Source organism: Nocardia takedensis NBRC 100417 (assembly GCF_000308695.1).
Taxonomy (GTDB): Bacteria; Actinomycetota; Actinomycetes; order Mycobacteriales; family Mycobacteriaceae; genus Nocardia; species Nocardia takedensis.
On record NZ_BAGG01000021.1, the window covers coordinates 113,649 to 135,828 of the forward strand.

Genomic DNA, 22,180 nt, shown 5'->3' on the forward strand with positions numbered 1-22,180 from the left:
CATGATGTCGTCACCTGTATCGAAGCACTGCTCGCCGCTCAGGACGCCGAGTCGGGAGGATGGCGGATGTCGGGCCGGGCGGGGCCGACTTCGATCACCGCGACCGCGGCGGCGCTGCACGCCCTGGGGGAGCTCGCGGTGGCGGAGGAGCGAGTTGCGCAGGTCGTCCTGCGTGGGGTGAGCTTCTTGGCGATGTCGATGGTCTCCGAGGATGTTCGGGCGCAGCCGATGTACGCGGCCGCGCATATCGCGGCCGTGTTGGCACGACCGGAGTTCGTGTCGGTGGGTGGTAGGAGGAGTCGACGTGCGACCGAACTCGCGGTCAGGCGACTGCTGGACGGACTGGCACGTGAGGAGGACAAGGTCGAGGAGGAACCGTTTCGACGCGGTGAGGTTTCCGATACCTGGCGGCACCTGAGTCTGCATCTGTCGGTGGGGGCCGTAGTGGCGGCCGACAGCGCTTCGATATTCACCCCGGCGATGCGCAAGTCCCTCGCCGAATTGCTCGACTTGCAGGAGATGACGCCCCGGCACGCGCACCGAGGTGGTTTCCGGACTTCGGCGGAGGGTTTCGTCACGTCGTACGCGACCACGCAGGCGCTGGAGGCGATGGCACAAGCCCGGCTCGCGGTCCACGAGAGCATCAATCCAGGGAGGGTGTTCGACATCATCTGCTCGATCGAGGGGCCCACCACAGCGATGGGCAGATCGTGCTCGGGTGGGGACGTAAGGCGGTGGTGATGAACAGCTACGCGGGGGCTGCCCTGCTCGCAATCGCCGCTCTTGCCGGGACGACCATCGCGACGTTGGCGGTCGCCTTCGCCGACGACTTGGGAAAGCCGGGCAGTCGAGCCCTGGTTGTCTGGGGGACATTGATCGTGGCGGTGGGAGCGCTCACGAGCCTGACCACCCGGTTCCCGTCGGTGTCGACCGCGCGGATCTCGGCGGGAGTATTCGCGGGGTTCACCGCGGTGGTGCTCCCCGTGATCACTTTCCTGCTGTCATGACGACCATCGGCCCGATCGGTCTGTTGGTCACGGTGACCCTGCTCTGGGGACTGTCGAGTGCCGCGCTCTCGACGCTGGAAGGAGCGCTCACCTCCATCGCGCTGGTCCCTGCCGGTGGCAGCGCGATGTTGCTGATCCTGGCGGTTGTTCGAGGTGACGATCCGAGGCGGATATTCGCGGCGTCGCCGCGCTTCTATCTGCGGTTGGGTGGTCTGGAAGCCGCGAATCTCGTTCTCTTCGTCGCGGCATTGCGAATCGGTCCGCTGCCCATGGTGGTCGCGTTGCATCTGACCGCACCGCTGTTGCTGATAGCCGCGCGGATAGTGCGCCGAGAAAGAAAGCTCACTGTCCTCGTCGTCTTCGAGATGTTTCTGGTCGGAGCCGCCATCTGGCTCGCCGCGGCGTGGCGTCCGACCGCCGTCGAACCGGAGAAGATCGTGCTCGGCTGCGTGCTGGCGGTCGGGAGCGCGGTGTGTGTCGCGATGTTGGTTTCGCTGGTCGCCCGGGAATCCGCGGTTCGTACCACGATCGCATCGGCGGGTCTGCAACTGCTGATCGCGAGCATGCTGAGCAGTGCGCTGATGGTGACCGCGCCGCCGCGTGCGGCGGTCGTCGGGTGGCTGTTGTTGATCGGAGCCACGCTGCTGGGTCCTGGTTTCGCCCTGTACTGGTATGCGATGCGGCGGTTGGACGCGACGACCGCGAGCATCGTCGGGTTGAACGAGGCCGTGATCGCTTCCATCGCCGGGGCGATCTTCACCGACAAGGGGATAACTCTCGGCGCCCTCGCCGCAGGTGTACTCGTGCTCAGTGCGGTAGCGATCGAGATGTGGTCGAGACGGGAGAGTCGTGTGCGGTAGCGACGAAGTCCCGGCAGGCTCGTGCGGCTTTGTTTCCCTCGGCGTCTTCGACGCCGCTGTTGACGTCGACAGCGAACGGGTGGACTTCGGCGATCGCGGTGCCGACATTCTCGGCGTTCAAGCCGCCTGCGAGTACCACGGGGCAGCCGACGCCCGCCAACGACGCCACGATCCGGGCGCTGATGGACCAGTCGTGGGTCAGACCGGTTCCGCCGAGTCGATCGTCCGTGCGGGAATCCAGTAGCACCGCGTCGCAATGTTCCGCGGCCGCTTCCGCTGCTTCGAGGGCATCGGGACCTGTCACGTGGACTGCGCGCAATACTTTGCGACCACCGGCCGCGGCCCGCACCGCGCCGACGGTCTCCAGCGCGACCAAGCCGTGGACCTGTATCGCATCGACCCCGATCTCGTCTGCCAGGTCGACGATGGCCGCCGCGTCCTCGAGATGGGTGACCAAAACCCGCGTGACGAACGGTGGGACCAAAGCGGAGAGTCGAGTCGCTTCGGGGCCGCTGAGACTGTCCTCGCTGAAGTGGGTCGTGCCGGAGATGAATCCGACCGCGTCGGCGCCCGCGGCCACGGCAAGTCGGAGATCGGAATCGGACCGGATTCCGCAGATCTTCGCTCGGACTGTCATCGAGACGACAGTACCGGTGACACGGGTTCCAGGCCCCACCCCCGCTGACCGGCGGCTATTGAAACGGCTGCGCTTTACTGCGCGGAAGGGGCGGAGTAGTGTTCCAGCACACAGTTATGTGAATCACAATTCTGCTGCCGTCGGCCCCGATCGATCCGGATGAGACCCGGGTCGCACGGTGGGTGTGCCGGGCGCGGGAACAGGACGGACGCGCCTCGGCCCGGCGCGATCCGCGGGAAGGACCATGGGAATCATGCAGCTTTCGGAGCGGCAGCGCGCGGCGCTCGAGTTGATCTGCGACACGTTCGTGCCCGGTGACGGGCTCGCGGCGCCTTCGGCAAGTGAACTGAACGTCGCGGATGTCGTGCTGCGACTGCTGGACCGCAACCCTCGGGAAGCCGACCGTAAACAGGTCGCCACGTTGCTCGGAATCTGGGACACCCCGCTCATGGGGTTGCTCGCCGGCGTGGGGCCGCGGCGCTTCTCGCAGCGTTCGCAGGCGGACCGGGAGAAGTTCCTGCTGGCGCTCGGCGAGTCCAAGGTGGCCGCCAAGCGCGCGATCTTCCAGGCGCTGAAATCCGCCGCGCTGCTGTCCTACTACACGACCCCCGGCCCGGACGGCGCGAGCCCGATCTGGAAGGAGATGGGCTACCCGGCCCCGCCCGGCGCGTCGGCCTCGGCCCCGCGTCCCGCGCTCAGCCCGAAGCGCGTGACCGAGGACGAGACACTGGACTGCGACGTCGTGGTGGTCGGTTCGGGCGCGGGCGGCGGCACGGCGGCCGCGGTGCTCGCGGAAGCCGGCCTGAACGTGGTGGTGCTGGAACGCGGCGGCTACTACGACGACGTCGATTTCGGCACCGACGAACTCGACAGTCTCACCAAGCTCTACGCGGCGGGCCCGCAGGCCACGGCGGAAGGGCAGCTCACCCTGGTCGCGGGCGGCTGTCTGGGCGGCGGCACCGTCGTCAACTGGACGACGTCGCTGCGCACGCCCGACAATGTGCGCGCCGAATGGGCGGGTATCGGCGCGCGGCAGTTCGCCGAGCAGGAGTTCACCGACGCCTTGGACGCGGTGGTGGAGCGCATCGGCGTGCGCGGTGACCGGTCGCCGCTCTCGGGCCGCGACGGCGTTCTGGAACGCGGTGTGCGGGCCCTCGGCTGGGATCTGGACACGTTGCCGCGCAACGTCTCCGAGATCTGCGACGCCGGACCCGAGTGCGGCCGGTGCGGTTACGGCTGCCGGTTGGGGGCCAAGCAGTCGGTCACCAAGACCTGGCTCGCCGACGCCGCCGCGAAGGGCGCGACCTTGGTCGTCGACGTCGACGTGCGTCGCATCGAGGTCCGCGCGGGTCGCGCCGAAGCCGTCGAGGCGGTCACCGCCGACGGCCGGAAGCTGCGGGTCACCGCGCGCGCGGTGGTCGTCGCGGCGGGCGCGATCCAGACCCCCGCGCTGCTGCGGCGCTCTGGGCTGAAGAACAAGAACATCGGCAACTACCTGCGTCTGCATCCGGCTTCGGCGGTGTTCGGCACGTTCGACGACGAGGTGCGTCCGTGGGAGGGCGCGCTCCAGGCGCGGATCTCCCGTCAGCACAGCGACCTGGCCGACGGCTACGGCGTCATCTACGAGACCGGCCCGTTGCATCCGGGCATGATGATCGGTTTCATGAATTGGCGTGGCGCGCAGCACAATCGCGAGGCGATGCTGGCGCTGGCCAATACGGCGGCGGTCGGTGTGATCACCCGCGACCGCGATCACGGCACCGTGGAGATCGCCCGTGACGGCGAGGCCGTGGTGAAGTACCGCATCTCCGAGCGCGACGCCGCGAGCATGCATCAGGGCATCGTGGGCGCGGCCCAGATCCTGGAGGCCGCGGGCGCGAAGCGCATCTTCTCCGGTCACCAGTCCGGGGCCGAATACGAACCCGGCGTGCGGGGTTCGCACGCCGAGTTCGCCGCCGCCGCGAAGAAGGCGGGTTACGCGCCCGCGCGGGTCGGCATGGGCGCGCTGCACATCATGGGCTCGGCGCGCATGGGCGGCTCCCGCACCGATTCGGCCACCGACCCCGACGGCGCGACCTGGGACGTGCCCAACATCGTCGTCGCGGACGCCTCCTGCTTCCCCACCTCGTCCGGGGTCAACCCGATGGTGTCGATCGAGGCGATCGCGTACATGAACGCCAAGCGCCTCGCGGACCGACTGACGTGATGACTCAGATGGCCTGAATGCCCTTGAGGACCGCGCGCAGCAGTTGGGTGTTGCGCGCGGGCGACTCCTGCACCGGCTCCGGCGAACGGTATTTCAGCAGACCGTCGTCGATCAGGTCGCCGACCAGGATCTTGGTGGAGGTCAGCGGCAGGTTCAGCTGCGCGGCCAGTTCCGCCACCGACAGGGCCGACCGGCTCAGCCACAGGATCCGCGCGTACTCCGGCTCCGGACGGCGCGGCTGCACGCCCACACCGGCGTTCACCACGAGGGTGAGCATGTCGAGTTTGTGGCGTGCGCCCCCGGAACGCCCCCTCGTGACGGCGTAGAGCCGCACGAGGGGACCCGCGTCCTCGTCGTACCAGGACTCGCGTGGGTCGTTCATGGCCGTCGGGTGCCGGCTTGGTCGAACGCGGGACGCGGATCGACCGACAGATGGTGCCCGACGCGTTGCACGGTCTGGTTCATCTCGTAGGCCACCATCCCCAGGTTCGCCGATTCGGAGGTCAACAGGGCGAGGCAGGCGTTGTCGCCCGCGGCGGTGATGAACAGCACGGCCAGGTCGAGTTCGACCACCGTCTGACAGACGCCGCCCGCCTTGAAATGCGCGCCCGCGCTGCGCGCGACGCCGTGCAGGGTCGAGGCCATCGCGCCGAAGCGTTCGGCGTCCGAGCGCGGCATCGCGGTGCAGTGGCCCAGCAGCAGGCCGTCGGTGGACAGCACCACGGCGAACTGGACGTCGGGCAGGCGTTCGATCAGGTCGTCGAGCAACCAGTCGAGGCTACGAGGTTTGGAAGTCGTCACCGGCACCTTCTTGTCGATCGTATTGCTGAGTGGGGTAGTCGCTCTCGACCCGGTTGAGTCGTCCCTGTCGCGTGCCGTTCTCGATCGCCGACATCAGGCTGCGCGCCTCGTCGGCCGAGCGCTGCCGCGGCATCCCCGTGGAGGTGGGATGTTCCTCGACCGCTTCGGGGGCGGTGCGGCGGCGACGCGGCAGCGCGGGCTTGTCCGGCGCGGCGGGCGCCGCGGGCGCGGGCGGCGGTGTCGGTGCGTAGGACTGCGGCGCGTAGGACTGCTGCTGCGGCGGATAGGACTGGGTCGGCGGCGGAGGCGCCTGCGGCGGGGCGGCCGCGGGCGGGGAGCCAGGCTCGACAGCGGGGTCCGGTGCGGCAGCGGCGCGGGCGGCGGTTCCAGGGCGGGCGGCGGCGGCGCGGCGGTGACGGCGGCGGCCATCGCCGGGCGCGGCGCGTAGTCGGTGCTCTCCCGGATCGGGTCCATCTGCTGCTGCGCGCCGTCGTCGGCGATCAGCGTGGTCGGCACCAGCACGATCGCGCGGACGCCGCCGTAATCCGATTCCGAGAGCCGCACCGAGATCCCGTGGCGCTGAGCCAGTTTGCCGACCACGAACAGTCCCAGGCGCGCGTCGCTGGACAGCGCCGCCACGCTGAAGTCCGGCGGGTCGGCCAGGATCGCGTTGCGTTCGATGAGCTCCTCGTGCGACATGCCGAGACCTTGGTCGGAGATCTGGATCGCCACACCCTTGCCGACGACGTTGCCGGACAGTTCCACCCGCGATTCCGGCGGCGAGAACGCGGTCGCGTTGTCGGTCAGCTCGGCGAGCAGGTGGATGAGGTCGGCCACGGCGCTTCCGGTGATCCGCAGTTCCGGCAGCTTGCCGGTCTGGATCCTGGTGTAGTCGAGGCTTTCGGCCACGGCGCTGCGCACCACGTCCATCAGCGGCACGGGATTGCGCCAGCGTCGGCCGGGCTTCTCGCCGCCGAGGATGATGAGGTTCTCGGCGTTGCGGCGCGCGCGGGTGGCGAGGTGGTCGAGCTGGAACAGCGTGTCCAGCTTGCCCGGGTTCTCCTCTTCGCGTTCGGCGCGGTCGAGCAGCGCGAGTTGCCGGTGCACCATGACCTGGCTGCGGTGGGCGATGTTGAGGAAGACCGCGTTGACGCCTTCGCGGGTCTTGGATTCGGCGACGGCGGCGTTGACGGCGGCGGTGTGCGCGCGGTTGAACGCGTCGGCGACCTGGCCGATCTCGTCGGAGCCGAAGTCCAGCGGGGCCAGGTCGGCCTGGTCGAGTTCCTTGCCCTGACCCAGCTTGCGGATCGTCTCCGGCAGGCGCTGGTCGGCCAGTTCCAAGGTCTGGGCCCGCAGTTTGCGCATCCGGCCGATGAGCCGGTTGGCCAGGAACAGCGCCGCCAGGAAGGCCAGCACGGTGATGCCGCCGATGGCCGCACCGCCCCACGCCGAATTCGACGCGGTCTGTTCGCCGTCGGCCTTGGCGTCGGCCTGGGTGTCGCGGCACAGGTCCAGCCACAGTTGCACCATCGCGGTCTGCACCTCGGTGCCCGCGGCCTGCCATTCGGCGGCCGTCATCGGCAGCGTCTCGGTCGGTGACTGGGTGCGCCGGTTCGCGCCGGTGGTCGCGCGCGAGGCGGAACTCGACGACGCATCCGAGCTCGACTCCTCGGATTCCACCACGCCGCGGCGCAGGAACGCGTCCTCCATCGCCACGATCCTGCGGTAGGCGTCGCTGTCGAGGATCGCCTTGTACTGGGCCACGCGCGGACCGGTCAGCACGGTCGACACGTGGGCGATCTCACCGCGGCCGTCGCCGACGTTGCGCGCGAATTCCACGAACTGGTCGCCGGAGATCTGTCCGGTCAGCAGGGCGGTCGCGCCGATGGTCGACGCGCGGGCCACCGATTCGCTGATCCGCAGCGTGTTCAGGGCCTTGTAGAGGTCGACGGCGGTCCCCGAGTCCGGCGCGACCTCCGCCGCGAGCAGCGAGGCGCCGACGATGGTGTCGATGACCGTCGAGTAGATCGTGAAGACCTGCGTGGCGGGGATGGCCCGCGCGTCGATGCCCGCGCGCAGCGGCGGCATCTGGTCGTAGAGCTGTTGGTAGCCGTCGATGGCGTTGGCCAGGTCGGGGCGCAGCGCCGCGGCCGCGTCGCCTTGGGCGCGCACGCCGACCAGCGCGGTGTCGGAGTTCTTGCGTGTCGGCGCGAGATTGGCGGTCGCGGTGGCGTCACCGGCCAGGTGCAGGATCGAGGCGGTCCGCTCGGCCTGGAAGGCTTCGATCATGTCCTTGGCGGGCTGGGTGGTGGCGCTGGCCAATTCGGCCCAGTCGGTGGCCTTGCGTCCGTCGTTCACCAAGTAGATCGAGGCGCCGACGCCGATCCCGAGCAGGGTGATGCTGGGGATGAGCACGATCGCGAGCAGGCGGGTCCTGACTCCTACCGGTCCGCGCCACCTCCATTTCGTCAAGGTGGTCTGCAAAGAGCTGATGAACTTGCTGCCATACACCGGTGATCGAGCCTACCTCTGGGAATTCCCACCCACATACACCCGGTCGCCGTAGACCGGAGACCGGTGCCGCACCGGTTGTGTTCCGTGTCACCTTAATGAGTGAAATCCCAGTTACGCAATATGGTTGCCCACCCCAAAACCTACGCAGGGCCGACGCTGAGAGCCGTCGGCTATCGCGCGGGCGCACGACTCTCATGATCAGAATCGTCAGTCAGTTATTGGCACACCGTCATTGCCTCAGGTCCGGACCTCGCGCGCGCCCGCGCGGCCGAAATGCGGTCCCGCGCAGTGCCACTTCCGCTATCAGTTGCTTGCCGCCGCGGTGTCGGAGACGGCGTGACCGATTCCCCTCTCGGCGACCGCGGAGGGGAGATCGTCCGCGCCGCAACGGTTAACGGACAGGTAGCCAGTGGCCGGTTCGTCACTCGCGCGGACGGCGCTCCGCCGAATCGCCTCGACGGAGCGCCGCTACGCGACGAGCGCGCGCCGGTTTACATCTGTGCCCACACCGTCTTGGTCTGGAGGTAGGTGTCCAGGCCTGCCTTGCCCGCCTCGTGGCCCCACCCGGACTGCTTGTAGCCGCCGAAGGGCATCGAGTGGTCGAACACCATCTGGCAGTTCAGCGACACCGTGCCCGCCTGGAGTTGCTTGGCCAGTCGGTGCGCGCGACCCAGATCCTTGGTCCACACCGTGGCGGCCAAGCCGTAGGTGGAGTCGTTGGCCAGCGCGACCGCCTCCTCCTCGGTGTCGAAGGGCAGCACGGTGACCACGGGACCGAAGATCTCCTCCTGGAACAGGCGGCTGGTCGCGGGGTCGACGTTGGTGACCACGGTCGGATGCACGAAATACCCCGTGCGGTCGAGGCGGTGACCGCCCGTGACCAGCTCGTTGCCGTCGGACTTGCCCTGGTCGATGTAGCCGAGAACCCGGTTGAGCTGCTTGGCCGAGATGAGCGGCCCGATCATCGAGCCCTCTTCCTTGGGGCCGCCGAGCTTGAGATTGTCGGCGATGTTGGCGATGCCCGCCACGACCTTGTCGTAGACCTTGCGGTGCGCCAGAATTCGCGACCCGCACACGCACGCCTGACCCGAGTGCACGAATGTTCCGAACCCGGCCATGGTGATCGCCATGTCCAGGTCGGCGTCGTCGAAGATCACCACCGGCGACTTGCCGCCCAGTTCGAGGGTGATCTTGTTGAGGTTGCTGAGCGCGGAGGCTTTGACGATCTCCCGCCCGACCTCGGTCGAACCGGTGAAAGCGACCTTGTCCACATCGGGGTGCGCGGTGATCGCCGCGCCGGAGGTGTGCCCGTAGCCGTTGATCAGATTGACCACACCGTCCGGGACACCCGCCTCCCGGACCAGACGGTCCAGCACCAGCGCCGACAGCGGTGTCTCCTCGGCGGGTTTGACCACCGTCGAGCATCCCGCGGCCAGCGCCGGGGCCAGCTTGGCGCAGTAGTTGAAGACCGGCCCGTTCCACGGGAAGATCAGCCCGACCACCGGATACGGCTCGCGCAGCGTGTAGACGTGCTGGTGCGATTCCACACCGGTGAGCCCGCCCGCGTTCACATCGTGGGCGATCCCGTCGATCTTGGTGCACCAGCCCGCGTAGTAGCGGAACCATTCCGAGCCGACCCCCACGATCAGCTCGGCCTGGTTCTGCGGGATGCCCGCGTTCAACGATTCGAGTTCGGCCAGGACGGTGGCGTTCTCATCGATCAGATCGGCGATCTTCCACAGCACCTTGGCCTTCTGGCTGCCCGCCAGGTTCTTCCACGTCCCCGCCTCGGAGGCGGCTTTGGCGGCGGCGACCGCGGCGTCGACGGCATCGGGGCCGCCGTCGGTGAACTCGGTGATCTGCTCCTCGGTCACCGGGTCGATGATCGGGATCACCGCACCGCTGCCGGGGCGCTCGCGGATCTCGTCCAACACTGACTGCACCGTCATGCTTTTCACTCCTCGCGCGTCTGCGACGTGCCCGTCCCGCGCGGTCCGGGAGTCCGCGCGAGCAGCGAGCGTTCGACCGCCCGGACGGCTCGCCCGGGACATCGGGGGTATGTGGCGATCTCCCCACCCGCGACGGTCACTCGTGCGCCGGGCCGGCGGGAGACTGATGAGAATCTTACTCTCATTTCAGTGCAATCAGAATATCTCTATCGGGAAATGGCGAAACCGCAGCGTGGCGGGCAGGGGGCATCTCGGCTCGACCGGACGCTCCCGCCGAGACGGTGTGCATCGGACGGCTGTGCATCGGACCGGCCGGTCGCGCACGGCTGAAGGTCGGCCGGAATCCTCGACAGTCGCCGGAATGAGGGCTACCGCCCGGTGCGCGCTAAGGGCGGGGGCTGCCCGGGTGCGGGGGATGCGGTGCGGCCCAGCGGCGCAGGTAGTCGCGCAGCGCGGCGCCGGAGCGGGGTGGCTGGCCCGGGTCGAGGATGAACGATTGCAGGGTGCGCAGCATGTGCTCGGTCAACTGGTCGAGATCCGCGCCGCCCCATCCGTGGCTCGCCCAGTCGACGTCGAAGCGTTCCACGATGTGCCGCCCGGCCTGCACGGCCGCCTCCGAGGTGACTTCGAGTACGAATCGGCCGTCCCCGGAATGCTGGAACAGCAGGGCGAAGCGCGGATTGGCGCGCAACCGCTCCAAGGTGACGGCGATGCCTTCGACCACGGCTTCGGTGGGGTCGGTGATCCCGCGCAGCGCGTCGGCCAAGCCGTCGAGGAATTCGGCGGTCGTGTCGTTGGCGGCGGCTTTGAGCAGCGCGTCGGTGCTGGGGAAGTAGCGGTAGACGGTCTGCCTGGTCACCCCGAGTCGTCCGGCGACCTTGGAGATCGACAGGTCCCGTTCGTCGGCGTCGATGATCGCGCAGGCGGCGCGCACGATGCGGGCGACGGCCTCGGTGTCGTCGGCCGGTGTGTCGCCCGCCCATCCGTGTGTCCGCACGCGCTCCCTCTGCCCTGGTGTCCTCGCTGTTCGTGACGAGCGTAGCCGGGGCGGCGCGGGTCCGATCAGACGTGCACGGTCAGCAGCACGATGGCCGCATGCCGCCGCACCACCGGCCACGGCGAGGACAGCGCGCGTCGAGCGGTGTCGATGTCGTCGCCGCGGATGGCGAACATGCTTGTGGGGGAGAGTTTTTCGAACAGGGCGTCGTGCAGGTCGCAGAACGTCGTCGGACAGACAGCGCGTGACGAGGTCCGCCGACTCGTCGATCGCCACCGCGACGAAACGCGGATCGACCCGTCCCGCGTCGACCAGTTCCCTCGTGGCGCGCCGGCACGCCGCCACGACCACGTCGAGGAAGCGCCGCACCGTCTCCGTCCAGCGCGGACCGCCGGTACCCGCCCGGGTGGTGAGCAGACCGGCCCACGTGTCGCCCGCGGGGGTGGGGTCGCGGTGCCACCGCCACGTCTCCGGACGCCAATCCTCGCCCCGCAGGTCGGCTCCGGTCGCGACGCTGATCGTCGGCCACAGGATCAACATGTTCGCGGCGTGGAAATCCGTGATCGCGACGGCGACCACCGCGTCCCCGTGCGGCGACCCGTCGACCGCCGCCGCGATCTCCGCCACGACGAAATCCGCCAGCGCGACCCAGTCCAGCACCGGTTCGGACCGACGGGACGCCGGAACCGTCGTCATCCGAGCGCGACGCCGAGTTTGTCGGCCATGACCCGGATCATGTGCTGCACACCGAGTTCGTTGCGTCCGATGACCATGTGCTCGTGCTGACCGTGCCGCACACCTTGACCGCACTGCGGCAGCATCGCGAAATCCTCGTCGCGCACCGCGGCGTGCACCTGCGCGAAGATCCCGTCGTACAACTCGGTCTGTTCGGGGGTGGTGGCCGGGTAGCGCGCCATCCAACTGTGTCGCACGCGGCACCGGGTCGCCGATTTCTCCGGCAATATGTCGATGACCTCCACCCCGACCGGGCTGTTGGCCAGGATGAGATTCGGATAGACCCAGTAGATGATGCCCATCTGCTGCACCGGATCCCAATTCTCCGCGGGTTCGGTGCCCGCCAGATCGGTGATCCAGTTGAACGGGAATCCGATCCGGTGGTGCGGGCCGAATTCGTCGTAGACGTGGGTGTTGGCCAGCGTGTTCATGCCGATGACGCTCTGCCCGTGCACGAACGGGAAGTGATATCCCTCCGCGAACGCCTCCAGCGCGCCTTTCCAGCTCACCTCCGATTCCAGCATGCGCTCGCCGTGATATCCGAAGTCCCGGTAATTCCACTGCTCGAGTTCCGCGCCGAGCGGGCCCAGGTGGGCGTCGAGATCGAACGGGGCGTCCGCCGTGAGAACCGCCCAGATGAATCCGTGCCGTTCCTCGTTGGGCAATTCCACCAGGCCGTAGCGGGAACGATCGATGTCGTCGAATCCGGCCTTGCCGGGAATCCCTTTGAGCTCGCCCTTCGTGTCGTAGACCCAGGCGTGATACGGACAGGTGAACCGTTTGGTGTTGCCCGCGCCGCAGGCGGGCATCGCCCCGCGGTGACGGCAATAGTTCAGGAACACATGGGCTTTCCCGTCCCGGTCCCGGGTGATCAGCAATGAATCCCCGATCACCTCACGCACCACGTAGTCGTGCGGGTCGGGCACCTGCGCGCTCGCCAGGACCGCGATCGGCGTCCGTCGCAGGATCGTCGCCTCCTCCACGGCGGCGAGGTCGTCGTCGCGGTAGTACCGCAGTGGCACCTTCAAGGTGCTCGCCGCCATATCGGTGTCCTTGGCCAGCGCCAAGGTCAACGCTCGTCGCGTCAGTTCCTCGTTCAGCGGAGTCGGCGCGTCGGTGCCGAGAGTCGAGGTCATCTGTCTGCCTTTCCTGACCGCGCCCACCCTCGTGCCGGGCGCGATCGGGCTGGATCGTCCGCCGGGGCAGGCTGTCGCGGCGTGCCGCCGCTCACCTAGACCATACAGAACGTGTTCCAAGTGTCTACCCGTGTTCGGCGGGTCGCGTCTTCGAACGCGGCCGGGGCCGGGGCCGGGGCCGGAGAGATCGTGATCTCTCCGGCCCCGGGTCTCGTGCCGGCGTTCTCGGCGCTCGACCACGCCGTGCCATGACGGCGGGGATGGTCGGCGGAAGCCGTCCCGACCTGGCGGTGGTCACCTGGTCCGGTGGTGCGCCAAGTCCGGTGGTGGGCCTGGTCCGGTGGTGGGCCTGGTCCGGTGGTGGTCACCTGGTCCGGCGCTGATCTGGTCTGGTGCCGGCGACTCGGTCCGGCAATGGCGGGGCCGTGCGGGCTTTGCGGTCGCCACGGCCAGGTGTCCGGTCAGTGCAGGTACTTCACCAGGTTGTCGGCGATCCCGACCGTCGAGGAGCAGGGATCGGCCAGCGCGTCCTTCTGCAAATTCCGTGTGACGAACAGGACGGAGCCGAAAGGCACCCGCAGGCCGACATAGCAGCCGATCCGATTCGTGTCCTGGAGCGCGCGGAACTGGAAGCCCGTCCGGCTGCCCATCGACACCGGCGTGAATTCCTGGTACTTACCGGTGGCCTGGATGCCTTCCACCGATGTCCGGGTCGACACGATCGTCAATTCCCAAGTGTCCGAGGGCGAGACCCACCGGCAGTTCCGGTCGTCCGTGGGGCCGGTGATCTCCGTCTCGCTCTCGGGGCGCAGACCCTGCGCGCCGATGTCCGCGGCCGAAATCGAGCAGGGATCCCAGAGCACCGGGGCCGGCTGCGACGGTTCGGTGACCCCGCACGGTGTGGCGCCGCAGGTGTCGGTGCCGCCGGGCGCGGGCGTGTCCGTGACCCCGCACGGGGTAGCGCCACAGGTGTCGGTACCACCCGGGGCGTTGGTCTGCGCACCTCCCGTTCCCGGTGTCCCGGCGCCGCCTCCGGCGTCCGAATCACCTCCGCCGCCCGGACTTCCGGGCGCCTGGGTCTGACCGCCACCCGACGGCGCGGTGGTGGCAGGTGCTTTCGAGACGCTGCTCGCGGTAGCCGCCGCCGTGCCGCCGGCCGCAGGCCCGGAACTCTCGTTCTCGACCGTGCACCCGGTCACGATCAACAACGGCGCGACGATGCCCAGCATCAGCCCGACGCCACCCCGACGTCCATATCCCAACTTCTGCGTGAACCGCATGTCTCCCCCTCGGTGTGTCCGCGTCCCTGCCCGAAACAGGCAGGTGCACAACGGATCCAGTTGTTTCGGACGGAGTCCGCCATCCCGACCCGGGAATGGTGAACACTCATGTTCACTGTCGGATGCCCCCTACGCCCCGTTACAACAATCTTCGCGACACACCGCCGCCGCGCCGAGGCAGCTCGACATCCGCTCGTCGGGCGCCCGAAGCGCGTCCCAGGAGAGGGCCGACCGAGTCTCCGCCGGCAGGGAGGTGTCGTCGACACGGCTCGTCCGACATACGAAGGCACAAACCGCTACAGAAGGAGTCCCATATGACCACGTCCAGCGCGCGTGAGTTCGATCACGACCCCGATGCCACCGAGCGGGCGGCGGCCGAAAGCCCGGCTGTCACGGATCGAGCCGAGCCCGCCGATCTTCTACTCTCACCCGCCGATACCAGCGGTCCGCGTGACAGTCGACGCCTGGCCGACGTGCTCAGAACGGACGAAGACATCGACTTCGAACCCGTGGTGTCGCGCGATCCCCCCGAGCAGCGGAGCTGTGAGCTGTCTGCTCGATCCGCCCACCGCGCTCGTCCACGGCCTCACTGTCGCCACTCGCAACATCCGAGATCTCGCGCTGCCCGTGATCAATCTGTGGCTCCTGTGGCCCACGCTGCTCGTGCCGGAGCGTCGCTGACGACAGCGTTGGCTTCACTCGTGCAGGTGATGGAAACTATCGCGGAACTGCGAAGATCTCTCCGTGGCCGATCGGGTCGCGACCATCGGCGACGTTCGATCGGAGTCCACGTCATCCGGGCTCGACGATCTTGCACAACGCCATCTCGGCTTCTCTCGACGGCAGCCCGTTCCACGCATGTTCTCGAAAATTCTCATCGGTGAGCAGAGTTCGATACTTCGGCCTTGGTGTTCCCCAATTGTTGACGTCCACGATCGCCGTTCGTGGGCCGAACTGGGTCTTCTTGATGACTTGTGCGATGTCGGTAGCCTCTGGGCGGAGATCATTCGGGCTGGTCGAGTCCGCCACATCCAGGTGCACTGTTATGTGCAACTTGTTCGGGTCGTCGCGTGCGTTGCCGATACTGACCACGAACAAGCAGCTGCCAGGAGGAAGCTGCAATTTCCCTATTGCCGCGGTCAAGGACTTCTCGTCGGATGGCTGCGATTCGGCGAACGGGGTGAGAGCACACGCAGGCGGGTGTGTCGTCACCACTGCGGGCGAGCTGGTTTCCGTCACCGCCGAATCGAATCTACCCGAATCGCACGCCGCCAGAAGTAGCGCGGCCGCCAAGGCCGCGGCGAGTCTCGGAACCGCGTGCACGGTGTCGAGCGCGCGCGGCGTGGGTTTCACTCATCAGGTCACTCCGTTCTGTTTCCAGATCTCTTTGACGTCGGGCTCATCGTCCACGCCACTGAGGTGATCTCACTCGGGCACAACTTCGTCCCAGTGCACGATCTTCGCGAAACACCACTGATGCGCCGGAGCATCACGAGAGATTGTCCACCAGAGGCGGAGTCACTGTCCGATTGCGCTGGTCGGTCCCGAACGGCCTCGTGCGCGGGCACTTGCGACTACCCTCATCTGAGGTCATTCGTGCCGACTCCGGTCTGCACGCGGTGGCGGCCAGGCGGGGGCGAAAGCGTGGAGGCGGCATCCGCGGACGTGGCCCGTCCAGCCGACCATCGGGTCGACGAACCATGAAAGCCACGGTGACCGATCTCGACCGATAGTGATGTCGCGGGGGTGGACAGTTGAATACGACCAGCGTTGACAGGAAGCGTCGCGCCACACTGCTCCAGGTGGCGCTGACCGGAATGATCACGAGCGCAGGCTTGGGACTGGGCGGCTTTCTCGCCGCAGAAGTCGAAGGCTCGCTGATCGCGGTCGCGATGGCGGTGACATTCGCGATCCAACTCGGTGGACTGGCGATCGGCTGGAGCAGACCGCCCTCGGGGGCCGTGCGCGGAGCGGTGTGCGGCGCATTCCTCGTGGTCGGGGTCGCGAATCTGGGGCTGCTGGGCGCCCTGTGGTCGACCGACGTCGGTCAGTTGTTGTCGCCCTTGTATCTCGGCAACCTCGTCTTCCTCCTCTTGCAGGGCTATCACTGCCTCTGGCGAGGGCGTGCGTGACTGTCCGAGTAGGCGCGGAAGGGCGGAGTCTTGCTGCGATGGTCTTCGCCCAGACTTCGAGTTCGACGCCAATCTGATATCCGTGGTTGCTTGATACCTCGCCATTCGCGTAATGAGCGGCGCGTCGGCCAACACCGTACGGAGCGCGATTCGGTATCGACAATCTTCCACAGCGCCATATCGGATTCCTGGGAGGGAATCCCGGCCCACGAATTCTTCTGAAAGTTCTCGTCCGTCAGGAGAGAGCGATAAGGTGACGTCGGTGCGCCCCAATTGGTGACGTCCAAAATTGATATGCGGGACGACGAGCCCGACGACTTGAGGATGTAAGCTATGTCGGTTGCCGCCTGCCGGAGGTCATTCGGACTCTTCGATGCGGGTGTATTGAGATCTATTGTGACAGAGAAGTTTCCGGGCTCGGCAACCAGCTCTATGACGTCAACCATGAACAGGCAGATGCCGATGGGAAGCGCAGCTTTCGTGATCGCCTCGGCTATGAGTTTCTCGTTCGGATCATCGCCGTAGTTCGTTGCGGGGCATACGGGCGCCGCCGCTTTCGTGACAGTCGACGAGCTAGATTCCGCGGTTGGTATGACGAAATCTCCGGTGCCGCAAGCTGTCGCAGCCACCATGATGGTTGCCATGGCGAGCATCGGTTTGGCACGTTCGAGGATAGTCGATAGTTTCGGGCCGGTGCTCGACCGTGCTGCGCCCATTCTTCGGCCCCGTCCTGCTTTCCAGTCGTCCGCACTGTCGTCGAACTGATCTCCCTGAGCCTTTGTAGCGGGGACAGGATTTGAACCTGCGACCTCTGGGTTATCACGGACCACGATGCACCTGCCTGCGATGCCTCCCTTTATGTGGGCGTCCGCAGCCAACCATTGGACCTCGCACCAATATAGGGCGGAGGTGCTCGAAGCTGCGGAGGGCTGACAGTCTACTCGGAGAACAAGATCGGCCGCAATGATCGAACAATTGTCAGGAAGCAAACGGGCCGGCCTACGCGAGTATTGAGCAGTTGGGGCTGGTCACGGGTCGGGACTCTCATGCGTGAATCGGAATCATGCGCCGACTTCAGATGGTGTGGATTCGACCTCTGCGGTAGGGATCACATCGTGTGGCACGATTTGCACATACGGTCAGCGATGCAGTTCGGAGCGCGGATTGGCGCTTGAGTTCACTGCTCAGTCGAGCCGATGAGTCGTTTGTGGCGCGGCGACATGAACTTCGACCGAGACTAGCCGGCGCGAATACTGTCGATTATCGGTCCGAGTTCGGCGTTCTGCACGAACGCCTCGATGCGGTCACCGGAAGGGGGGAGGTAGGGGCGGTATTCCGCGACGGCGAGGACATAGGTCCATGCTCGCAACCGAATCGAATCGAGGAGTGGATAGGCGGCGAGTTCCTCCAATCGCTGCTCGATCGTGGACGGCCCGTCTTGAATCGCCACCCAGAGTGCGGCTTCCGCGTTCAGGTCACCGACGGCGCCCAGGGGATCGATGGTCTGCCAGTGCGCCTCTCCTCGGAGGATGTTCTTGGCTTGTAGGTCTGCGTGTAAGACGACAGGTGTTCGCGTGGTCGCGAGAAGCAGTTCGAGGATGTGCTGTGCCTCGGCCAGTCGTTCGGGCGCACCGAAACGGGCCATCGCTGTCGCGTAGCGAGGATCGATGAAGCGTTCTCGCGCCCAATTCATTCGCATGGCTGCCACCTCGGACAGATCACGCAACTCAGGTAGATCGGAAAGACCGCCGCGATGAAGTCGATCGAGCAGTTCGCCGAATCGGACGGACTCGATGTCTGCCCCGCCGGGCCATGCGATATCGCCGGGTTCGATCCTGGTCATGAGGAAGACGCCGCTGTCGGGGTTTCGTTCGAGGATGGACGGTGTCGCACCCGTCTGTCCCCATCGCTCCAGCAGACGCATTTCCGTGGTGCCTGATTGTTCGTCAACGGGAATCTTGAGGACGGCGGCTATTCCTTCGCTGGTCGTGCAGTACACGCAGCACGACATAGCTCCGCTGTCGGCGACGCGATCCAGTTCGAGCTTCCACCGTTGCGCATAGCGAGTCAGGCGTTCGGGCAGTGCGTCGAGCCAGGCTCGGCCGTCCCGGTCACCTCGGAGGAAAATGATGGCCTTCTCGAGGCGGTCAGGGATGGGCGGGGCGATCATCGGCTGGGCACCTCCGCGAGTCGGTCCATGAGTCGATCAATGTCGTTGTGGTCGTTGTAGGTGTGCGTGGATATCCGTAGCAGAGTTCGGCCCGATGGTGCGGTTCCGACCCACACTCGTATCCCGGCGGGGCCGAGGATCGACTTCACGTCGGCGACGGTCGCGCGGTCGAAGAGGAAAGACCGCATCCTCGGTGCCCTGTATTCGGATTCCGCTACGGGACGCAGATCGAGTTCGACCAGCGCCGAGGTGAACTCGTCGGCGAGCGAGAGGCAGAAGTCCCATCGCCCGTTGTCGTGCCATCGGCTCCATTGCTCGATTGCCGCGGCTACGCACAGTCGAGGGGCAGGATCGAAGGTGCCGGGCCAAGAGAATCGCTCGACGAGACCTTGGCAGTGCCATGTGAGCGAGACCTCGGGCGGGCGAACCAACTCGATCAGTTCGGGTGCAAGCCAGAGGAATCCGATCGGCCGCGCGGTCGGTAGCCATTTGTGCAGAGTCCCGAACGCAGCGACGACTCCGGCCAATGCGGGTGCCATATCGAGGTGGCCTGGCCCGTGTGCCGCGTCCAGGACAACCTGTCCTCCCCTGGTCCTCGCCCATGCCGAAATCGGGTCGACAGGTATGCGCAATGCCGCCGACGAGGAGACCAAGCTCATCTGGAGATACCGGATATCGGTCGTTATTCGGGCGTCCAATTCGCCGAGGAGTTCCTCGACTCCGGGAAAAGGTAGCGGGACCTCCACGACATGAAGGCACGCGCCGACACGAGCGCATGCCACCCTCCATACCTCGACCACTGACGAGTACTCGGTATCGAGCACGACGACCGTGTCCGTGGGCCGTAGTGGCAGGGAAGCGATGATCGCTGTGGCACCGGACGTGGCGTTCGAGCACAGGGCGATCTGTTGTAGATCGAGCCCCAGGAACGTCGCCACCTCCGCGACGCTGAATCGGAGCTTGTCACGCAGTTCTGTTCCGAGGAATCTGGTCGGATCGGATTCGATGTGCCGCCGTACCGTCTCGGCCTCGGTCGCGACCCGGCGCGAGGTTACGCCGTAGGAGGCGTGGTTGAGTTGCACCAGATCCGGATCGAGGAGGAAATCCTCGTAGGCGTGGGGATTCACGATGCGACGCCGTCATTGCTTCGTATCGCCCGCAACTGCGGCAGGCTCGGAACGTCGAATCGGAAGATCGCGTCGGCGGCATGCGCGTCCTCGGGAGTCACATGGAATTCGGTGATGGCGAATACCACTGGATCCCAGCCACGCAACCTGCCGTCCAACACCCGCAGGTTGTTCGCGAGCCGCGTTCGTCGCTCCGGCGACAGAAACTCCGTCAGGCACACATCCCGAAGGTGCGCGAGCAATCGCTCTCCGGCGAGCGTGCCGTGCACTGTTTCCAGTTCGTGGATCTGACAAGCCAGAGTGGCTTCGGCCCGTCCCAGCGAACCGGGGATGACGAGGTCGACATATTGCGCGAAAGCCTCGGCGGCTTCGACGTATTGGTGTTGTAGAGCATGCACTCTGCTCGAATCACGCAGATGAGGCGGATTCTCGCTGGCGACTCCACTGTTACCCGACATGTGAGCCAATTCATCGAGCAGTTGCCGGGATCGGCCCAGTTCCAGGCACGCCATGGTCTTCTTGCTCAACCAGTGCAGTGCCTCGTACTCGGCGTACGGGTGTCCGGTCGAGCGAGCGGCTTCGATCGACCGAATGAGCCACTGCTCGGCGCTCACCGAATCGTAGGCCGCCAGATGGGCCAGGCCTCGATGTCCGAACGCCCTGGATCGCACTTCCGCGTTGACGGTGAGTGTCGCGACTCTCTCGCACAGGTCGATGCATCGCGCGGCGTCCTGCACCGGACCGCAGAGTGCGACCTCGGCTCGCAGCATGGTCGCTTCCGCGAGAATCTCATCGGCGCCGACATAGGTCGCCACGAGTTGATCCAGCACGTCGACGGTTTCGCCCCAACGGCCGGTCATGCGCAGGTTGCGCGCCCACAGCAGTCGGAAACGCGCTTCGTCTTCACCGGTGGCCGAGGCTGATGCGAGGTGGGTCAGGGCCGCAGCGCAGGCGTCGGTGGCGCCCAGGTGTTCCCCCTGGGCGGACAGGGATTCGGCCAGCAACGCGAAGTTCTCGAACGAAGGCGCGTGCTCTACCGCGATCCTGGCAAGGTCACATGCTTTGGACACCGCACCGAGCGCGAATTGCCGACGCGCCGCGACCGAGGCCAACATCCCAGCTTTGCCCCTGTCCTGCGCGGCTGCGGCGACCGCGGCCGCGCGGACATGCATCTCTTCGTCCCAATCAGGTTCGGCTTCGAGAATTTCCAGCAGACGAGCGTGGTGGCGCCGCCACCTCGGCGCGTTCGATGCGCCGCGTTCACGCAGGATCTGCGCGAACAGGGGGTGGTGTATCAGATATCGGTCGTGAGTCCCGCGTGGATCGGCTGGGCGGACCAGCCGGTGTTCCTCGAACAGCACATGCAAGCGGTCGTACACGTCATCAACGTCTACGCGGGCGAGGCGGGCGAGGTACTCGACTTCGAAGCTGTATCCGACCAGTGCCGCGATCTCCAGCAATCGCTGATCCGCGCCGTCGAGATAGGAAAGCCGTTCCTCCAGAACGGCGGTGATCTGCTGTGGAGCCTTGCCTTGCGCCCGATCACCCAATCGCACCAACGATTCGGCGAACAACGGATTACCCGCGCTCAGCCGCACGATTCTCGACACGATGTGCGGGGCCACGAGACCTTCCCCAGCAGCCTGGCGGATCAGCTGCTCGGTGTCGGCGTTCGACAGCCGAGGAAGGTCGATCAGCACCGTCTCGGGCCGGTATCGGCACAGCCGCAACACAGCACGCTGCAAGGGATGTGTTTGTTCGACCGAATGCAGATGGTCCGGGCGATAGGCCAGCACCATGATCAACGGCCCGTCGATGCGCAGCGCCATGGTGGTCAACAGGTCGATCGTCGCCGTATCGGCCCAGTGCAAGTCATCGAGCACGAGCAGGACTGGCCCGGCAGTCACGAGATCCTCGACGAGACGGAGCAATTGATCGAGCCTGCTGTCGATCTCGGAGGAATCCTGCCCTGACGCCGCGTAAGCCTGACCGGTCCGCAACCCTGCGGCGAGGAGGTGCCCCACTACGGGAACCGACTCGATCCAATCCGGGGCATGTTGTCGAAACGATGACGCCACCCGCCCCAGCCGCCCCGCTCCCGAGCGCTCCGCCGACGAGGTCAACGATCGCAGACACTCGCGAACAGCCTGAAATGAGTCCGAGGCAAGCGAATTCAACATCGCCTGCCCATATCCCGACAGCAATCCGATCTCATGGTGGCGTTGAACCGCTCGATGCGCGAAGTTCTGAAGCAGGCTCGTCTTGCCGACCCCCGCCTCGCCTCGCAGAACGAACACCGCCCCGCTCCCCGTTGCTACAGCGCCGTCGACATGCTCGAGCAACATCGCCAGCTCGTCGATCCTATCGACCAGCGCGGGTGGCTCAACCAACCGTGACACGTATCCCCCTACCGACATCGGTTGTGCAGTATGAGAATTTTAGATGACCGGCTCCAAGGGCGATGGTGCTCTTTGGGGGCTGCGGCCCCTCGCACATTGGACTGCATCGACGGTAGCGTCGCATCCGGATGCGCTCGGCCGCTGGTCGCAGGTGCAGCCGGAGATCAGCTGCAACAGAGATACCGCGTCTGGCTGCCGCCAGCCGTGCTGCGACGCTGCCCGGAGTTGGT

20 protein-coding genes are annotated in these 22,180 nt (G+C 66.5%); 7 read left to right on the plus strand and 13 right to left on the minus strand.

Translation table 11 applies throughout. The features are described from left to right. Positions 1-66 precede the first annotated feature (66 nt). The 3 genes from ON30_RS38820 to ON30_RS05480 are packed head-to-tail and all read left to right on the plus strand — an operon-like array spanning position 67 to position 1,867. The gene (locus tag ON30_RS38820; RefSeq protein WP_157183614.1) at positions 67-741 is read left to right on the plus strand and encodes a hypothetical protein; all 675 of its coding nucleotides are present in this window, start codon (positions 67-69) and stop codon (positions 739-741) included. After that, the gene (locus ON30_RS05475) at positions 741-1,007 is read left to right on the plus strand and encodes a hypothetical protein (protein WP_157183615.1); all 267 of its coding nucleotides are present in this window, start codon (positions 741-743) and stop codon (positions 1,005-1,007) included. The genes ON30_RS38820 and ON30_RS05475 overlap by 1 nt, the downstream gene beginning before the upstream one ends. Next, positions 1,004-1,867 carry a DMT family transporter gene (locus ON30_RS05480; protein ID WP_040704670.1) on the plus strand — a complete coding sequence of 288 codons (864 nt, stop codon included), beginning with the start codon at positions 1,004-1,006 and terminating at the stop codon, positions 1,865-1,867. The genes ON30_RS05475 and ON30_RS05480 overlap by 4 nt, the downstream gene beginning before the upstream one ends. Here the strand turns inward: ON30_RS05480 and ON30_RS05485 are convergent. Beyond that, positions 1,815-2,504: a phosphoribosylanthranilate isomerase gene (locus ON30_RS05485; protein WP_040704671.1), complete on the minus strand. Its 690-nt coding sequence runs from the start codon at positions 2,502-2,504 to the stop codon at positions 1,815-1,817. The two genes, ON30_RS05480 and ON30_RS05485, sit on opposite strands and share 53 nt — an antisense overlap. 253 nt (positions 2,505-2,757) lie before the next feature. On the opposite strand from ON30_RS05485, the gene ON30_RS05490 reads away from it, so the two are divergent. Beyond that, positions 2,758-4,710, plus strand: a complete 1,953-nt coding sequence (locus ON30_RS05490) for a GMC family oxidoreductase N-terminal domain-containing protein (protein ID WP_040704754.1) — start codon at positions 2,758-2,760, stop codon at positions 4,708-4,710. 4 nt (positions 4,711-4,714) lie between these two features. On the opposite strand, the gene ON30_RS05495 is transcribed toward ON30_RS05490, so the two are convergent. The 6 genes from ON30_RS05495 to ON30_RS05520 form a co-directional block, all read right to left on the minus strand. Beyond that, positions 4,715-5,092, minus strand: a complete 378-nt coding sequence (locus ON30_RS05495; RefSeq protein WP_040704672.1) for a DUF742 domain-containing protein — start codon at positions 5,090-5,092, stop codon at positions 4,715-4,717. Then, entirely contained in the window at positions 5,089-5,511 is a 423-nt protein-coding gene (locus ON30_RS05500) for a roadblock/LC7 domain-containing protein (RefSeq protein ID WP_040704755.1), read from the minus strand. Before ON30_RS05500 ends, ON30_RS05495 begins: the two co-directional genes overlap by 4 nt. Before the next feature lie 93 nt (positions 5,512-5,604). Next, the gene (locus ON30_RS05505) at positions 5,605-8,022 is read right to left on the minus strand and encodes a sensor histidine kinase (protein ID WP_063719827.1); all 2,418 of its coding nucleotides are present in this window, start codon (positions 8,020-8,022) and stop codon (positions 5,605-5,607) included. Between the two features lie 494 nt (positions 8,023-8,516). Next, complete coding sequence (locus ON30_RS05510; RefSeq protein WP_040704673.1) at positions 8,517-9,974, minus strand: aldehyde dehydrogenase family protein; 1,458 nt, start codon at positions 9,972-9,974, stop codon at positions 8,517-8,519. 385 nt (positions 9,975-10,359) lie between these two features. Next, the gene (locus ON30_RS42010) at positions 10,360-11,667 is read right to left on the minus strand and encodes a TetR/AcrR family transcriptional regulator (RefSeq protein WP_306307326.1); all 1,308 of its coding nucleotides are present in this window, start codon (positions 11,665-11,667) and stop codon (positions 10,360-10,362) included. Further along, positions 11,664-12,842, minus strand: coding sequence for an aromatic ring-hydroxylating oxygenase subunit alpha (locus ON30_RS05520; protein WP_051028968.1), 1,179 nt, complete (start codon positions 12,840-12,842; stop codon positions 11,664-11,666). Before ON30_RS05520 ends, ON30_RS42010 begins: the two co-directional genes overlap by 4 nt. A 248-nt stretch (positions 12,843-13,090) precedes the next feature. Between ON30_RS05520 and ON30_RS41660 the strand changes: the two genes are divergently transcribed. After that, positions 13,091-13,225 carry a hypothetical protein gene (locus ON30_RS41660; protein ID WP_281004714.1) on the plus strand — a complete coding sequence of 45 codons (135 nt, stop codon included), beginning with the start codon at positions 13,091-13,093 and terminating at the stop codon, positions 13,223-13,225. Between the two features lie 78 nt (positions 13,226-13,303). Here the strand turns inward: ON30_RS41660 and ON30_RS42190 are convergent, their stop codons facing one another. Beyond that, positions 13,304-14,122 carry a DUF3558 domain-containing protein gene (locus ON30_RS42190; protein WP_040704674.1) on the minus strand — a complete coding sequence of 273 codons (819 nt, stop codon included), beginning with the start codon at positions 14,120-14,122 and terminating at the stop codon, positions 13,304-13,306. Positions 14,123-14,665: 543 nt separating this feature from the next. On the opposite strand from ON30_RS42190, the gene ON30_RS38825 reads away from it, so the two are divergent. Then, the gene (locus ON30_RS38825; protein WP_157183616.1) at positions 14,666-14,803 is read left to right on the plus strand and encodes a hypothetical protein; all 138 of its coding nucleotides are present in this window, start codon (positions 14,666-14,668) and stop codon (positions 14,801-14,803) included. Between the two features lie 111 nt (positions 14,804-14,914). Here ON30_RS38825 and ON30_RS38830 read toward each other — a convergent pair whose 3' ends face one another. After that, entirely contained in the window at positions 14,915-15,475 is a 561-nt protein-coding gene (locus ON30_RS38830) for a hypothetical protein (RefSeq protein ID WP_157183617.1), read from the minus strand. A 449-nt stretch (positions 15,476-15,924) separates the two neighbouring features. Between ON30_RS38830 and ON30_RS05530 the strand changes: the two genes are divergently transcribed. Continuing rightward, positions 15,925-16,254, plus strand: coding sequence for a hypothetical protein (locus tag ON30_RS05530; RefSeq protein WP_040704675.1), 330 nt, complete (start codon positions 15,925-15,927; stop codon positions 16,252-16,254). Here ON30_RS05530 and ON30_RS38835 read toward each other — a convergent pair. The 4 genes from ON30_RS38835 to ON30_RS05545 form a co-directional block, all read right to left on the minus strand. Next, positions 16,227-17,084: a hypothetical protein gene (locus ON30_RS38835; protein ID WP_157183618.1), complete on the minus strand. Its 858-nt coding sequence runs from the start codon at positions 17,082-17,084 to the stop codon at positions 16,227-16,229. The two genes, ON30_RS05530 and ON30_RS38835, sit on opposite strands and share 28 nt — an antisense overlap. Positions 17,085-17,491: 407 nt before the next feature. Then, a complete protein-coding gene (locus tag ON30_RS05535; protein ID WP_040704676.1) occupies positions 17,492-18,424 on the minus strand; it encodes an aminoglycoside phosphotransferase family protein in 933 nt (310 codons plus the stop codon). Next, a complete protein-coding gene (locus tag ON30_RS05540) occupies positions 18,421-19,551 on the minus strand; it encodes an aminotransferase class V-fold PLP-dependent enzyme (protein ID WP_040704677.1) in 1,131 nt (376 codons plus the stop codon). The genes ON30_RS05535 and ON30_RS05540 overlap by 4 nt, the downstream gene beginning before the upstream one ends. Beyond that, a complete protein-coding gene (locus ON30_RS05545; RefSeq protein WP_157183619.1) occupies positions 19,548-21,941 on the minus strand; it encodes an ATP-binding protein in 2,394 nt (797 codons plus the stop codon). The genes ON30_RS05540 and ON30_RS05545 overlap by 4 nt, the downstream gene beginning before the upstream one ends. Positions 21,942-22,180 lie beyond the last annotated feature (239 nt).